Raw genomic sequence first — 14110 nt, 5'->3', positions numbered from 1 at the left:
AAAAAATAATTTACAATTGTAAATACAATAATGAGGTAATATGACTGATAGATTTGAATGGGATGAGAAGAAGAATGCTTCAAATTTAAAAAAGCATGGACTTTCATTTGATGAAGCCAGTGAGATTTTCAACAATCCTATTTTAACGCGGGTTGATGATCGTGCTGATTATAGCGAAGTCAGAGAAATTAGCTATGGGATCATCGGCGACTTAGTTGTTGCTGCTGTTGTTCACACAGATCGTGACGGAACTATTCGTATTATATCAGCGCGATTAGCCAATAAATCAGAAAGGAGATTATATTATGCCTATCTCGAAAAAGCGCTTAGCTGAATTAGCAGCGATAGAAGACAAAGACATTGATATGTCAGAAATTCCCGAAGCCAATGAAGCTTTTTTTAAAACAGCTAAATTGTTGTTACCGCCGGGTGTTTCTAAAAAGACCGTAACGATGCGGATGGATGAAGATGTGCTTGATTGGTTTCAAAGCCAAGGCAAAGGCCATTTGACCCGCATGAATGCTGTTCTTCGTGCCTACATGATTTCACAAGATGAAGCGCGATAATTAATATGCAACGCGATATAAGGCCTTGTCAGCCATTTTAGTATTGAAACGACACACGGCGCATCTAAAACAACTCTCCCTGCCCACCAGCAATAACGCGTTTTTTCCAATGCCGTGATTGCGCTTCTATTTTCAGCCAATCGCGAATGAACGTCACAATATCATTTTTTGTGAAATCCATACTGTCCTGATGAAAGAAATGTGAACGATACCCCGTCTCCGTAATAGGTAGCGCAGCATTCTCTGGATGAATTGAACGGATTTCGAGATGGGACATAACACCAAATTTTTGCGGAGAATACGTCGCCTCGATTTGAATATCTGCAATGCCATCATGCCATGTGAATTTATGAACTTCGACACTCATTTTAATGGCTCCAAAACACATGAACGGCCTCAAAGCCTGTTTCAATTGCGATCACATCGCTGATTTCCAAATCTCGCGCCATGGCTTCATAATCAATATAGAAGCGCAAGTTTTCAGGGATTTGCGTTGTGTCTTCGGTGAGTTGCTCTGCAAACTCAGCCAACGAGCGATATTCGCCATGATAAAGATCATTAAGCGCCATTTCAGCGGCTTCAATATCACCAAAATGAATGATCGTCTCCGCGCCCAATTCACCGTGTTCCGATATAAAAGCTGCGAGTTCAACAACTTCTGAAATGCCAGAATATTCTGAGAGCTGGACACCTTCAAATCCTTCATAATCGTGAATGGCGTATTCTTCTGCATCCTTAATTGGCGAAGTCTTTAAAATCTCGGCAATTTCGTCATGAATTGCGTTTTCATCTTGATTGGCATCAATCCATGCTCCGTGAAGAATGCCATTATTGTAAGCCGCCAAACAGGCGACATAGATTCTGATTTCGCTGTTATTGTTGATAATTGGTTGTGTATTCTGTGTCATTTGGTTCCCCCTTAAATTAAAACAGAGTTGCGCATGCATCTCTGCCTCGTGGCGAATAGCGGGTGTGCAAATGGAAGGAAAAATCGGCGGCGGGCGCAGGGCTTTAGCCCGAGCCTCGGGAGACCGCCTATTTTTTTCTGAAATGCGCCGAGGGCAGCGCCCTAAGCAAAATCAACTCTTGAAAAGAAAAGTTTGAGGATTGAAGTTATGTTCACGAACGCAATCTCATGCAATTCAGGTGTTGCAATTTTTGATGCCGTTGTGTGAAGAGATATTAATTGTTTGGGTAAACACCGCTATTAAAATTCACAGTAGAGGCTCGAATACCTTTCCTCTGCTTCTTTCAACGCTAGCTCCTGTTTGTTGATCGAACGAATTTGTATGTGTAACATCGCTTTACAGTTGGGATTCTTATTGCATTCGGTTAGGTATTCGTCGTTTCTAACTTTTGCTTTTTGTAAATTTTTAATTCTCTGCTTAAGAAACATTTCTTCCGGAGAAACCGAATTTTCCAATTGAATTAACTGATCCTCCAAAATGTCTATCTCAGTAGCAATAACTTGATCTGGAATGTAACTTGCTCCATTCAAGCGCGCGAGCTCCGCTTCATTATCCAGCAATGCCTGTCGAATGTTGATCTCAAAATTTAGCTTCTCAACATCACTGCAGAAGTCGTATTGTTTTGCTAACGTTATATAATCCAATTTAGCTGCCTCAAGGCGCCTAATAATATCTGGCTTATTTCTATCGCGTAAACGCAACACTGCATTCCCAGATGCCTCCGCATATTTTTCGACAGCATAACTCACTAAATACCCTACACCCGCGCCAATTGCTGTTCCCAACACTGGAACTGGTATTGTCGCTGTTCCCCATGCAGCGCCAGCTCCGATTAGTGGTGCGCGAGAAACTCCTCCTAACCCGGTAGCAATAGCGCCAGAATAGTCGGATTGTTCCAACTTTCTTAAAGCTTTGTTAGCGTCACCAAGTGGGCCAGTAATTTTTGTCGCAGGGCCCCAAGCTGTTTGTTTTCCTATTCCAGATGCTACAGCATCCGATGTGGTTAAAATATCATTTGCAATAGATAGACCACTTTCAAACAATGATATGTCGGCTGATTGTTTGTCTTGAGCAAATGCCGAACTATGGATAGTCAAAAAAGACGTGGCAAAAGCCGCTTTCAGACTAATAGTCTTGTTTTTTGTCATTGAGTTTCACGTCCTAAACTGATTGATAAATCGGCCTCAAGCAGAGTTATCGCCTCATCATGAAGCTTCCATTTCTGAATTATGGATACGGTAGGGTCTTCCTTAACAGAATGAAGCGTTATGATATAATGCTGACCGTTGGATATATCTTCTTCAAGTCTCGACAAAGACACTGAATGTTCTTTTTCACCAACAAATTTATCTTGTGTAAGTTGGTCGATTTTTTGAGAAATTTGCAGATCAAGAAGTCTGATATTTGATTCATTCTTATAAAACATTGCCACCGCCTTATCGGGCGCGAAATAGCCCTGCTCAATATCTTTGCTGTTGGCGCATGTCTTTGGGTTAAACATCAACGAAAACCCTAGAGCCTGACTTGCAATAGAATCATCAATAGCTTGTTTAGCGGATATATTCTCTCTGAGCATTCGTTCAAACCACGAATTTAACTCGGGTTCATCATTTAAAGCTATTCCAAGCGACATTTCTGATTGAACTATTTTCTCTCTATCTTCTACCCAAAGAATTGTCCAAATATTGAGTGGTAAGTTATAAAAACCAAAAACTTCTGTTGGATCGCCGACGCACCCAAATAACACTATGGAACCTGATAGCAGTCGATCTCTTGCGGTTCGGCTCAACAATACAGGTTTTAAAGTTGGGTAAACTTCGCCTCCAAATTTGTCCCCGAACAGTGATGAATCCTCGATAAGTAATTGTTTAAATTTATCCGCAGCAAAATTAAGTTCTTGTTCTTGATTCAACAAATGAGTTTTGAGTTCTTCCGTTGTAAAACTGTGTAAATCACTCCCGTTTGACAATTTTTCACCAGCAGCAGGTTCGACTTCGGCTAAACTCTGGCTTTCATCATTTGGTTTGTAATCCTCGAAGTCTTCCCATTTTACACCCGTTGTAAATTCAATATGAGCAATCGCCACTACATCAAATGTGCTTTGTGTAACATAGTCCGTTCGTGACAAACCTTTAGATGTCAGAAATAAATTTAGCGCTGATATCGTCTTCTTGCCGATTAGGCCATCAGTTGGCCCCGGATCGAAGCCGAGTGCTGTAAGTGAACGCTGTAGAGCGAAAATCATTTCCGGCTCGGTGATTTCCGGTTCATTCGAAACTGATGATTGAGATACCGAACCTTCACACAGTCCAAAAGTTATCCTGTCCTGTGTAAACGAGGTTGAGGAGTTCAATGTCATATGCTCTCGTTCTGAAAACTCTTCACCTTCCGAACTACAAACACTTGTATACAGAACATCTGAACCAAGGACTTTGACATCCGCGATTCTACACGTCGATTCATAATGGAAGTCGATTGTACCGTCCTTGATAGTCCGAACGTTCAGAGCAGCCCCATCACCGAACTCATCAAAAATTTGCCCTTCGTCATACGAGCAGTAATTTTGATTGGTGACATAACGTCCATCCGTGAGTGGAAATTCATCTGATTGACTATTATTTACCGTTACAAGCACTAGTAAGAAACTTATAAATATAGGTATTAAAAAAATTGGTTTGAGTTGTTGCATAGTTATATTGCCAGTTTAATATCTATTAAAAAGTGTATTTTGAAACTGCTCTCAAGCCAAGGCCCAATTCATAATTTTATATTATTATAACAAAGTTGCTGCTGGCTATTTCTACTAATTGATGTTTAGAATATCCCTACAACCAGAATAAATAAAGGATAGCCGTTGCCTAGAATTTTAAAGACGCTAGAGTATCGACGTGCCAATTGGCTCTCAGATGCTAACAACTTAGAACAGTTGATCAGATCAGCATGGGACCAATTTGATACCCAACTTGAACGGACGATTTCACGCGGTGCCAATCGAGCAATAACAGGCTTAAAATCAAGGGACTTTGGTCAAATGGGTTTTGCCCTGCATTGTGCGAGGTACACGAATGGGCAAAGTATTGGCACAGTACCTATGGCACCACAAGCAAGCGCCGAGGTTGGTGAAAGGCCACCTGAAGCAAATGAAAATTTTATGAATGCGGACTTTATGGCATTGATAAAAGATAATCATGTTATAGTCATGAATTGTGGGCGTAATGCTGGTGCTCTTCGTGATTTTCTCACCAAACTTTTTGAGAAGGCAAACTTTGCCGACAACACTCAGATGTTGGATTTGGCGAGAATAGGTAACTTAGATAAGCTAGCGATGATTGAGACAGTTGGTGTCGGAACTATAGACATGGATATCAATATTTCAGACGCGGCTGCGAACGAAATTATTGGTTTAGAAGACCAAGGTATATGGAGCAAAGCCACTTCGCGTTTCTCAAATGCCATTCACGCGATAACAGCCCAAGATGAATCCATAGCTCAATTGAGATTGGCAGAACAGGGCCGAGTTCGCGTCTCTATAAACGTGCAGAAACGTGATCTTGAAGTGGCTAAATCTGGATTGGACAGTCTGGCTGAAGCTATCGCCGACGATGACGAAGCAGATAATTTTGTTATACACCTTCGAAATGGACAAACTATTCGTGCGGATGAAGTCACAGTCAAAAAGCAAGTTAGGCTTCAAGAAGTAGCCAATTCAGTTAGCGTAATTGAAGCATGGGATGAAATGGCAAGTTACTATTCTGAACTATCGGACTCTGGTCAAATTGAGGCATAAATGGCAACCAACTTTGAAAAAGTAAAAACTGATTGGTGGCGGTTAATTAAACTATTTGCTGCGCTAATTTTTTCAGCTTTTGTTGGATATAAATTTCAGCCAGAAATCTCAGGTAATAAGGATGCGATTAATACCATCGTAACAATATTTTCTATATTGGCTGGCTTTTTAATTGCCATAATCACATTGATTTCGGAACCTATTTTGAGGCAAGCTAAAGATTGGACTGAATTGCAAGGAATGAAGTCCACTATTCGTCGTAAATTGCTTCGCCAAAATATGCTTTTCTTTTTATATCTGCTGACTCTTGGATTGGCATTGATTATGTTTGTCGTCCCCTCAACTATGGTCGATGTTCAAAAATATATGCAGATGGGATTTCTAGGGTTAGCGACGTTTGTTTTTCTGGCCTCTTTTACCCTGCCGGGTTCGCTCCTGAAAATACAAATGGATCGTTATGATGCGGAGCTAAACGAAGAGAAACCGGAAGTAATTAAATCTGCTCAAAAAACAGCGAGAGAAGCTAAAAATCCTTAACTATTTTAGTAATAAATACCGAAGGGGATAGAACGGGGAACGGGTACGGTTCCCCTTCTCGAGGATGGCGAAGCCACCGCAGCAAAGCGTGTGGTACTACCACGCGCACACCTTGCGTAAATCGCAAATTCATCAAACCAACCAAAATTCTCCGATGCAAGATACGTTCACGAACTAATTTAATGGTAGTGCTGACCTGAGACCCCTCAACAATCAGTCACCACCATTTTTTATGCTTAGAAACGAATAGCCTGCATTCAGGAATTGAGACTGAGCCTCCAGACCAAGGCTGCTTATATGCAGGCTTTAAATCCTGGACAAGATTGTGTTTTGAGCCAAAAGAAGGTGTTTTATATCTTTTGGAGATTTTAGAATATCCACCACCACTGTTTTCGTTACCATCACTATCAAACCAAGATGTCGATTCAACATCAATAGCATATGCCCCGTAATGGACGGGTAAAACAGAAAGGCCTTCAGTCCAATAAAAAACACGCCCGAAATAAGCAGCATGACACCATTTCATCCAAGCTGTAGGACTATATTTACCATCGTTTAGTTTTTGATCAAATAAAGCTAACCAAAGAACATTGACCCCCAATTTAAAATATTCTGAGGTTCTTCTTGTTATTTGATCTACACTCAAGTTACTGCGTTGAACTTCAATCGCAACTGGGACTCCATCAATTTTGCAATATATATCAGCAACAACAGTGCCAAAGTCTTTCTCTATATCCAAGTCAGTTACATTTCCTTGTTTCATAAGTTCAAAGTATATTGTCTCTTTGCATTTGCGATGAGCTTCACTCTCACCGTCACCTCTTGAACAGTTATAGGGAGGTTTATGAGCAAAGTGATGAACCTTTATATTTCCCTTTTTCACTATCAGTTCATGGCCGCACCCTGCACAATGGTATGGCCCCTGCTCCTTAGTAACATGACGAGCAATTACTTTCTGATTTGAGTTGGTAATTATGCCGCAGAGCATTTTTATTCCCCGCCCATTTCGAGGAAGTTATGTTTCTTGGCGTTCAAAAAATAAGAACGGAAGAGCGCTTCTTCCTCCGCATCTTTTACAAGTCTCACACATCGCAAATTCGTCTTCGTTCGGGTACATGCTACATAAATTAAGTTTGCGTTTTTCTCCTTTTTTGATTGCTCAACCTCGTCAGAAAACGCACTTATAAAATCATATTGAGACCAAGAATATTCATCGAGCACAACCAAAACATTGTCAATCTCACCACCTTTAGTTTTATGCATTGTTATGAAAGGTAAATACTCATTTAGATAACAATAATAATTAAGAATTTCCTTGAAGCTTACTTCGTCAGCAAAAATCCTTTTGAGAAACACCTCTTTACCTATATCGCGTTTCTTCTCGTCAAAATTTTCCTCACTAAATTCCTTAAACTCATCATGCTCAACAACTCTCGCATGAGAACTAAAACGAGCAAACGTATTCCCTTCGTCTTCATAAATTTGTTTAAAAGTACCATGCAACTCATCAGCATTATAAAATTCTAGGTCAACTCTAGCTCTATCAAAGAAGCTTTCATTGCTATCTGATTTTTTTAAAAGCCCTAGGGAAAAAGCTTTTTCAAGGGTCTTGAGCGCTCCATCTCCAGAGTTAAGGATTTCTTTGATATTCTCTTGGATACGTTTTTTGTCTTTTATTGTATTTAATTGAAAACCATTTCTTTTAAGACTATGGATCACCTTACTGTAGTTTGGCCTCATCTTATCGGAGTCAGAAAGAGGCTGATATGCATCACACAATTCAAATAAGCTCTGAAATTGCCATAGGGAAAGCTTCTTTTCAATTTCATCTTTTGCTTCAAGGAAGCGACTATCAAAAACCTCAAATAAAGTCGGGAAACCTGCATCTCGGGCAATAGATTTATTTGTTAGTTTTAATACGGTATATTCAATCTCTCCATCTTGCCGTGCCGCTTCAATTAATACGTCCAGTTTTTGCGTATACTCTGTGAGGTAATTCACCTTGTCTTCCTCATACTGGGAAAGATGCTTGGCAAATTCAATTAAATCCGTCTCATACTTTTCTATTTTATCAGCGGTTGCATTTGCCCCAATTTTAGCTGGTTTTTTAGGTCTCACAGGCTTGGCTGGTTCAAAGCCGTAGAGCAATTCTACTTTGCCTTGGCGATCCTTGATTGTTTCTAACTGACCACTACTTTTATTTTTAAAGGCAACCTCTTGTTCCAATCCATCATACCGGACTTGGTTTGCAAAAATTACGACTTGTTTTGAACACCTGTAGTTATCTTCTTTTTCAATTTTTTTTATCAAATTTCTATTTATGTACTGATTTACATCTCCAATGCCATCTTCATAAATTGCTTGAACACTATCTCCAAATAAACCTATGACAGGACCATTGGCAGATATATTTTCAATAAACATATGAATGATACTGGGATGGGTATCCTGATATTCATCAATGAAAATATAGTCGTATTTATCTGCGAATATTTTTCTTAAAAGCTTAAACTCCTTCACCAATATACAAGCTATATCTAAGAGCCCATCATGCCCATATGTTAAATTAGATAAACTGTTGAACTTCGTTTCATTATATTCAATTAAGGAGCGGTCTTTTTGCGTAATGGTTGAATGAATTTCTTCATTTATTTTTTCTATGTGGTCATTAATCTCAGCGTTATATGTTTCAGGGTCTTTATCATAATCTCTTTTGCCCGTAACTTTTGGCATGCTTTCTTTCTTTAGCTGATATAAGCGCTTTGCATATTTTTCATATGCTTTCTTGTACTGATCATGCTCAAACTTTTTGAAAGCTTTTTCATCTTCATGATTTTCTAATGAAGTCCTTACAACTGAAGCAACACAGAATAACTGACCAATTATCTGATGAATGTTTTTTTTGTAGTCTTTTATAAGACCGTTCAGAAAAGAGTGAATTGTTGAAATAGTGTGGTCTTCTCCAACACGATCAATAATTTGCTGAACTGCAAAATTTGTATGAGTAATGCAGGCCACTTTTGCATTAGGGTATTCCTCAGAGATGTAGGCAAGTGTTCTTTTCAGAGTTTCAGTTTTACCACTGCCAGCTCCTCCTTGAAGAACAAAATTCTCGCTATTTCTCAGGCATTCATAAATAGATTCCATTGGCGTTAGTCTTGGCATAACCACCCCAATCCATCCTTAATGTATTTGGGCGTTTCCCAAGACTCGTTTAACACTAAAGCTTGATAAAGAATTGACGCTGCAAAATCAGATTTTTTATCGAGCACTTCTTCGGTTAGAACATAACTATCAATATCTTCTTCATCCAATTTGGCGATATTTTTTAAACCAAGAAGATCATCCTTCTTCTGTTTTATTTTATCTTTATTAATATGAATAAATGCGTCTTCAAAACTTCGGGCGTGATATTTGTTCTCTATTTGCTGGTAAGCACAATAAATTAAAGCATCACAAGTTGGAACTTTGCCAGCCTTAAAACTGGCAAACCACTTTGTAAAATCATCAGATTTAATATCAGCCGGTGCTTCAAAAAAATGCTTCAGCGACGTATTACTGGTATTTGACCCAATATCTACTTTGCAAGATTTATAACGTTCTCCCGCTTCACCAGCAATTGGCTCCGTAGTGTCTATGTCTGTAATAATTAATGATTTTACGCCAATAAAATAAAGAAAGTGAACGAATACCTTCGCATTAGCACCCACTTCCAACACGCTAATATTTTGAGCTTTTAAGTTTGTGCCATTCTCCTCGTCATATGCATCGATAAAATACGGGAGCAACATTCTTTCCGTTGTCCCTTCAATAAATATAACCTTGGAGGCGAAGAAGAGTTCTGCCGCGTTTAGAGTGATGTATTGTTTTAAGAACTTGAAATCATTTAGGTCTGTGTATTTTCCCGAAAGATCAGCAAGAAAATTTTTAACGACAACATATTTGTGTTCGGTGTGATTTTGTAAGTAGCGAATATTATCAAAATTGCAGCGACTAACTACATGAGAAGAATGTGTTGTAACTAAAGTTTGAAGGTTTTCCTTTTCGCTTAAAGCTTTGAGCGTTTTATCTGCGAAAACATATTGCATTTGAGGGTGTGTATGCGCTTCAGGTTCTTCAATAAAAAGAAGATTTATATCTTTACTTTCTGATTTGAAATCTTGTTCTCTCAAATCAATCTGCAATAAAAGATAAAGAATATTTAATATGCCTAGCCCATTCATATTTTCTGGGAGATTATTGTCATCTTCGCCATAAACAACTTGTGAATTACTTTCTAAAAGCATCTTGGTTTCAATATCAGATTTTACGCTTAAGTCATTCAACTCAAGCACACTTTTTGCATCTTCCAAAAATGGTTCAAAAACAGGTCTATATTCTTTTGTTAAACTATCATCAATTTGCGCAATTGCTTTCTCAATATCTTGAAACACCAGTTTATTTGCTTTGTCTATGTGATGAAAATATTGGCCTGCAATAGTTGATATCGGCTTCCTATTGCTGTCAGAGCTGGCAACATTTCGTTTGGCATGTATAATTTGTAAATTAATCAGCTTCTTTATATCGACAAGCTTTTTCTCTACTCGATTACCTTGATCATACGAATAATATGATTTCAGCATATATGCTGACAATTTCTTTTGGATGTATTTATTTCTCAAACCTTCATCAACGTCCGATAAGTCAGCTAAAAGCTTTTCATGGTTGATCGAGCACTCGAATAATATTGATATTTCTGTCTGATCTGGGTCTAAATCTTGTATAAACTCCGAAAGGGTTTTTAGATTGTCATCCTCAGTATATTTGACAGTCACTTGCAATGATATTTTTAGGCTCTCGAAATTACTATCCTTATTAATTCCATCGATATCACTTCTAAGAGAAGTATTGAAGTCATTGTAAGTAAAAGGCTTTTCATCAAAGAATTTCTCAAAAATCATTAAAAGTGATGTTTTGCCCGTGTTATTTTTACCAACAAGCAAAGAGACCTTTTCTTCAAGGTCCATCTCAACATCTTTCAATAACCTAAAGTTCCGAATTCTTAGTTTTGATATGTACATACTTCACCTTCGTAGAGCACATTATCACGTCTTTAGATTTATGAAAGAACGTAATGCAACTTGTGGATATCCAATACATGGGTGGTCTAAGCGAAGATTTGGGGGCGTAAAACAAATAAGATACACGGTGCTAAGAATATGGAGAATCGCTATGGTATTAAAAATGGAACTAAACGCTAAAAAGGCTGAACTTTTGCTTCGCTCTGCACTTTTAGATGATGCCAACAATATTAGTGAAAGGTTTGGTGCATTGCTTGCGGACATATCCGTCGATGAAAATGATGGCGAGTCATATATCGCGCTTGACGAAGACCTCTGGCCAGAAGGTAAGCTCTCACCGCAAGCTGAGGCTATCGCGAAAGCCTTAGGATTGGAAATTGAGTGGGAAGGAACTGGCAATACCTTTCCATTTGCTTGGCCAGCCATTGGAGAACATACCAACAAAACCACGGAGTATTACGAATTGGTTCTCGATGCTTACCGTAATCAAAAAACAAACCGGCCAGACGGATAAATAATTCACATTAGAGTTACTTACACTTGGTGGGCGCGGAAAAATTTAAGTCTCTGTTGAATCTTGATGCATTTCCGAACTTAAGTCCTCCAACGCTTCACGCACGTCTTTAACTTGCGCTTCGATTTCATGCAGTTTAGTCATTGCATCAATCAAAACATCAATTTTTTCTTCATCGGTCATACGCACCTCAAAACGCCCACGTTTTTCTGGCAAATTCGCGGTCTTCGCGTTTTGCGACTTTGACATAGATATTGGTGGTTCTGAGGCTGGCATGGCCTAGCCATTCTTTTAGTCGCGTTTCGGGAACTCCGCATAAGATGCAATGAACACCAAAGGTATGACGTAATCCTTTGGGCGTGGCTCTGATGCCAAATATTGATGCTTTAGTCATGACAACCTTCACCAATCGCCAGCCCTTTTGCCGTCCAAAGCGCCACAACAAACGTGCGTGATCGGCTAGAGCATTGCGCAGGGTTTCAAGAATGCGGTGAACCCTTTCCAGTTTTTTCATAAACTTGCGTGGCACATGAACGATGCGGAATTTCTTATCCTTGTTTTTACCGTGTTGTTTAAGCGTCTTGAACACCACGAACGAGTCCTCGACATTGATCCGCATGATCATCAAATTAAGCGCCTCACTGATCCGGCAACCTGTCCAGAAGATCAATTCAACGAATGTGCGTTCGGATAAATCCGTGATGATTTTTCGCGCTTTGTAAAACCGTTTGCGCTCTTCCTTGTTTAAATATTTTCGCTCGCCCTGATCGCTAAATAGCGTCATCACAGGATCATCAGAATAGTTCGTGTTCATAGGCAAATCTCCTCAAAGTGTTGTTCACCAATAGATACAGAACTGGTAATTCTGTACCATGATAAAACACCCTTTGAATCTATTACCTTTTATTAGAAAAATGCGGCAAAGTTTGTCCTTCGCTCTTTCAATATCATACAAAATTATATAGAAAAATCAAACTCTAAAACAGAATTACCAGTTTTGTAACAGGCCGAAATTCGGCAAAAATTCTTATGTAAAACGAATCAGTTTGGCATTATTCACGGTTGCAGGCCTGACAATTTCGGCTCCATTCGTGCAAGCCACAGAGCCCTCAAGGCAGATGGAAGAATTTCTGAATTTTGACCGGAAAAATCAGGATGGATTTATTTCAAATTCAATGTTGATGCTTGGTGTTATTGCCGCGCAAACAGAACCAAAAATCGCTCAGTGCTTAAATGAATGGTATCAAGGTTCAGATACAATAAAAATAAAACGGCACGATGAAATTTTAGATGCCATGCAAGACCTGCCTCAATATGTTCCAACAACCATTGTACTTGCTGTTGCTGAACGTGCATGTGGAAAATTCAAACGCAAGGAATAAAGCGTCTGTTTTATTGGGAGAAAACTGGAACGGCAGCTCCAAAACCAATTGATGCTGTTTCCGTTGTGGCTGCTGGATCATTGTTATCGAATTTCAATATTTGCTGCTCGTTGCGTTCTTGGATTGTTTCGGCTTCTTCCTCCAAGCCTTTCACACGATCTGGCTCTGGTTCGCTATCCATTTCTTCGCGGATTTCGCCAAGGCGGGCTTCATCTTGACGTATTTTTGTCAGAATCCCAAGATCAGTGTCGGCACGGTCTTGAGCGGATTGGATATATTCAAGACTACGCTCGCGGCCTGTCCATTCTATCTGGGCAGCTTCGTCCTGATCAACAAGTGCGCCGTCCAGCGTATAAACCAAACCATCTTTTTCGGATCGGGCAACAAGAGTGCCATCAGACAGCTCAGCCGCACGACCTATTGCCTCATCCAATGCTGCTTGGCTGTATGCATAGCGCGAAGTTGCCATTTGCATCGCACGCTCAACAGCGTCCTCTGCATCACGAACAGTTTGCATTGTTTTTTCATACAAAGCGGCATAATCGATATTTTGATTGAGGATAATGTCGGTAAGGTCGGATTTCTTGCCTTTACTAGAAATACCGCTGCCCGTTTCAAGCACATTCAAAAACCTCTCATTACGCCCATTGCTCACGCCAGCCTGAGCAGAAGCGAGATCGAATTTATCAACCTCAGCAGCAGATTTTATATTGAAATCAGCGATATAACTTCGCACTTGCACCCTCATTTATTGATTACTTCATTATACCATTTTGCGGAAAGTAAGTGCAAATTTGAAACGAGCGGACATAATTTGGTACAATATTAAAATGGTTGCTAAAGTCTTCGAGGAAATGAAATGGCGAAAAAATTACCTTACTGAGGTGCAAGAGCATGTCTTGGGTGTTTTGCATGAGTTTCGCGCTGACGCAGCTAATAACGGCAACAAAATCGAGATCGAAGATACGGCTGCGACAGTCATGGGGCCGACAATTGAAATAAAAGAATCTGGAGAAAGAAAAAGTAGCATCTATGCAGAAATCTATACGACTGGCGATATCGAGATCATGCGGGAATGTTCGGTGAATGGAAAATCCGGTAAAGCCATTGAAGAACGGCATTTGATAGATTTTTCAAAAGAGACAGAAGCAACAGCAGTAGATTTACTTCTTATTATGGCTCGAGATCATCTCGGCTTTGTCGGGGCCAAGCTTGAGAATTATCTGAATAATCAGATATCGGCTGATCAAAACCAAGACCTTAGCCAAAGTTGGGAGCCTTAATGTTCTGGCGCTT

Annotated in this window: 17 protein-coding genes; 7 read left to right on the top strand and 10 right to left on the bottom strand. The window is 39.6% G+C overall.

Annotated features, from left to right (window positions below):
• The first annotated feature begins 40 nt into the window (after positions 1–40).
• Positions 41–334 (top strand): BrnT family toxin, encoded by a 294-nt coding sequence (locus tag AB2J24_RS03010; RefSeq protein ID WP_367384377.1) that lies wholly within the window; start codon positions 41–43, stop codon positions 332–334.
• Positions 306–566 (top strand): BrnA antitoxin family protein, encoded by a 261-nt coding sequence (locus tag AB2J24_RS03005; RefSeq protein ID WP_367384376.1) that lies wholly within the window; start codon positions 306–308, stop codon positions 564–566. Before AB2J24_RS03010 ends, AB2J24_RS03005 begins: the two co-directional genes overlap by 29 nt.
• 64 nt (positions 567–630) lie before the next feature.
• Here the strand turns inward: AB2J24_RS03005 and AB2J24_RS03000 are convergent, their stop codons facing one another.
• The 4 genes from AB2J24_RS03000 to AB2J24_RS02985 form a co-directional block, all read right to left on the bottom strand.
• Positions 631–933 carry a hypothetical protein gene (locus AB2J24_RS03000; protein ID WP_367384375.1) on the bottom strand — a complete coding sequence of 101 codons (303 nt, stop codon included), beginning with the start codon at positions 931–933 and terminating at the stop codon, positions 631–633.
• Position 934: 1 nt separating this feature from the next.
• Positions 935–1474 carry an antirestriction protein ArdA gene (locus tag AB2J24_RS02995; protein WP_367384374.1) on the bottom strand — a complete coding sequence of 180 codons (540 nt, stop codon included), beginning with the start codon at positions 1472–1474 and terminating at the stop codon, positions 935–937.
• A gap of 299 nt (positions 1475–1773) precedes the next feature.
• On the bottom strand, positions 1774–2682 hold the full coding sequence (locus AB2J24_RS02990; RefSeq protein WP_367384373.1) for a hypothetical protein: 909 nt from the start codon (positions 2680–2682) through the stop codon (positions 1774–1776).
• Positions 2679–4223, bottom strand: coding sequence for a peptidoglycan-binding domain-containing protein (locus AB2J24_RS02985; RefSeq protein ID WP_367384372.1), 1545 nt, complete (start codon positions 4221–4223; stop codon positions 2679–2681). Before AB2J24_RS02985 ends, AB2J24_RS02990 begins: the two co-directional genes overlap by 4 nt.
• A gap of 165 nt (positions 4224–4388) precedes the next feature.
• Between AB2J24_RS02985 and AB2J24_RS02980 the strand changes: the two genes are divergently transcribed.
• Positions 4389–5321 (top strand): hypothetical protein, encoded by a 933-nt coding sequence (locus AB2J24_RS02980; protein WP_367384371.1) that lies wholly within the window; start codon positions 4389–4391, stop codon positions 5319–5321.
• Positions 5322–5858 carry a hypothetical protein gene (locus AB2J24_RS02975; protein ID WP_367384370.1) on the top strand — a complete coding sequence of 179 codons (537 nt, stop codon included), beginning with the start codon at positions 5322–5324 and terminating at the stop codon, positions 5856–5858.
• 217 nt (positions 5859–6075) lie between these two features.
• Here the strand turns inward: AB2J24_RS02975 and AB2J24_RS02970 are convergent, their stop codons facing one another.
• Genes AB2J24_RS02970 through AB2J24_RS02960 form a run of 3 tightly spaced genes read right to left on the bottom strand, consistent with a single transcriptional unit; the run spans position 6076 to position 10918 of the window.
• Entirely contained in the window at positions 6076–6846 is a 771-nt protein-coding gene (locus tag AB2J24_RS02970) for a competence protein CoiA (protein WP_367384369.1), read from the bottom strand.
• 2 nt (positions 6847–6848) lie between these two features.
• Entirely contained in the window at positions 6849–9023 is a 2175-nt protein-coding gene (locus tag AB2J24_RS02965) for a UvrD-helicase domain-containing protein (RefSeq protein WP_367384368.1), read from the bottom strand.
• Complete coding sequence (locus AB2J24_RS02960; RefSeq protein WP_367384367.1) at positions 9011–10918, bottom strand: ATP-dependent nuclease; 1908 nt, start codon at positions 10916–10918, stop codon at positions 9011–9013. Before AB2J24_RS02960 ends, AB2J24_RS02965 begins: the two co-directional genes overlap by 13 nt.
• Positions 10919–11069: 151 nt before the next feature.
• Between AB2J24_RS02960 and AB2J24_RS02955 the strand changes: the two genes are divergently transcribed.
• The gene (locus AB2J24_RS02955) at positions 11070–11432 is read left to right on the top strand and encodes a hypothetical protein (protein ID WP_367384366.1); all 363 of its coding nucleotides are present in this window, start codon (positions 11070–11072) and stop codon (positions 11430–11432) included.
• Positions 11433–11477: 45 nt separating this feature from the next.
• Here AB2J24_RS02955 and AB2J24_RS02950 read toward each other — a convergent pair whose 3' ends face one another.
• On the bottom strand, positions 11478–11615 hold the full coding sequence (locus AB2J24_RS02950) for a hypothetical protein (protein ID WP_367384365.1): 138 nt from the start codon (positions 11613–11615) through the stop codon (positions 11478–11480).
• Positions 11616–11622: 7 nt separating this feature from the next.
• Positions 11623–12246, bottom strand: coding sequence for a tyrosine-type recombinase/integrase (locus AB2J24_RS02945; protein ID WP_367384364.1), 624 nt, complete (start codon positions 12244–12246; stop codon positions 11623–11625).
• A 232-nt stretch (positions 12247–12478) separates the two neighbouring features.
• Here AB2J24_RS02945 and AB2J24_RS02940 point away from each other — a divergent pair, with 232 nt between their 5' ends.
• Positions 12479–12814 carry a hypothetical protein gene (locus AB2J24_RS02940; RefSeq protein WP_367384363.1) on the top strand — a complete coding sequence of 112 codons (336 nt, stop codon included), beginning with the start codon at positions 12479–12481 and terminating at the stop codon, positions 12812–12814.
• A gap of 10 nt (positions 12815–12824) precedes the next feature.
• Here the strand turns inward: AB2J24_RS02940 and AB2J24_RS02935 are convergent, their stop codons facing one another.
• On the bottom strand, positions 12825–13550 hold the full coding sequence (locus tag AB2J24_RS02935) for a hypothetical protein (protein WP_367384362.1): 726 nt from the start codon (positions 13548–13550) through the stop codon (positions 12825–12827).
• A 94-nt stretch (positions 13551–13644) separates the two neighbouring features.
• On the opposite strand from AB2J24_RS02935, the gene AB2J24_RS02930 reads away from it, so the two are divergent.
• Entirely contained in the window at positions 13645–14097 is a 453-nt protein-coding gene (locus AB2J24_RS02930) for a hypothetical protein (protein WP_367384361.1), read from the top strand.
• Positions 14098–14110 lie beyond the last annotated feature (13 nt).

The sequence above is a fragment of the Lentilitoribacter sp. EG35 genome, from assembly GCF_040784015.1.
Lineage (GTDB): Bacteria > Pseudomonadota > Alphaproteobacteria > Rhizobiales > Rhizobiaceae > Lentilitoribacter.
The sequence above is the reverse complement of the archived record's forward strand: the minus strand, read 5'-3'. Positions and strand labels throughout refer to the sequence as shown.

Excerpts from the sequence above, each read along its gene's own strand:
- AB2J24_RS03010 (WP_367384377.1), top strand. The coding sequence starts at position 41 with ATGACTGATAGATTTGAATGGGATGAGAAGAAGAATGCTTCAAATTTA.
- AB2J24_RS03005 (WP_367384376.1), top strand. The coding sequence starts at position 306 with ATGCCTATCTCGAAAAAGCGCTTAGCTGAATTAGCAGCGATAGAAGAC.
- AB2J24_RS03000 (WP_367384375.1), bottom strand. The coding sequence starts at position 933 with ATGAGTGTCGAAGTTCATAAATTCACATGGCATGATGGCATTGCAGAT.
- AB2J24_RS02995 (WP_367384374.1), bottom strand. The coding sequence starts at position 1,474 with ATGACACAGAATACACAACCAATTATCAACAATAACAGCGAAATCAGA.
- AB2J24_RS02990 (WP_367384373.1), bottom strand. The coding sequence starts at position 2,682 with ATGACAAAAAACAAGACTATTAGTCTGAAAGCGGCTTTTGCCACGTCT.
- AB2J24_RS02985 (WP_367384372.1), bottom strand. The coding sequence starts at position 4,223 with ATGCAACAACTCAAACCAATTTTTTTAATACCTATATTTATAAGTTTC.
- AB2J24_RS02975 (WP_367384370.1), top strand. The coding sequence starts at position 5,322 with ATGGCAACCAACTTTGAAAAAGTAAAAACTGATTGGTGGCGGTTAATT.
- AB2J24_RS02970 (WP_367384369.1), bottom strand. The coding sequence starts at position 6,846 with ATGCTCTGCGGCATAATTACCAACTCAAATCAGAAAGTAATTGCTCGT.
- AB2J24_RS02965 (WP_367384368.1), bottom strand. The coding sequence starts at position 9,023 with ATGCCAAGACTAACGCCAATGGAATCTATTTATGAATGCCTGAGAAAT.
- AB2J24_RS02960 (WP_367384367.1), bottom strand. The coding sequence starts at position 10,918 with ATGTACATATCAAAACTAAGAATTCGGAACTTTAGGTTATTGAAAGAT.
- AB2J24_RS02955 (WP_367384366.1), top strand. The coding sequence starts at position 11,070 with ATGGTATTAAAAATGGAACTAAACGCTAAAAAGGCTGAACTTTTGCTT.
- AB2J24_RS02950 (WP_367384365.1), bottom strand. The coding sequence starts at position 11,615 with ATGACCGATGAAGAAAAAATTGATGTTTTGATTGATGCAATGACTAAA.
- AB2J24_RS02945 (WP_367384364.1), bottom strand. The coding sequence starts at position 12,246 with ATGAACACGAACTATTCTGATGATCCTGTGATGACGCTATTTAGCGAT.
- AB2J24_RS02930 (WP_367384361.1), top strand. The coding sequence starts at position 13,645 with ATGGTTGCTAAAGTCTTCGAGGAAATGAAATGGCGAAAAAATTACCTT.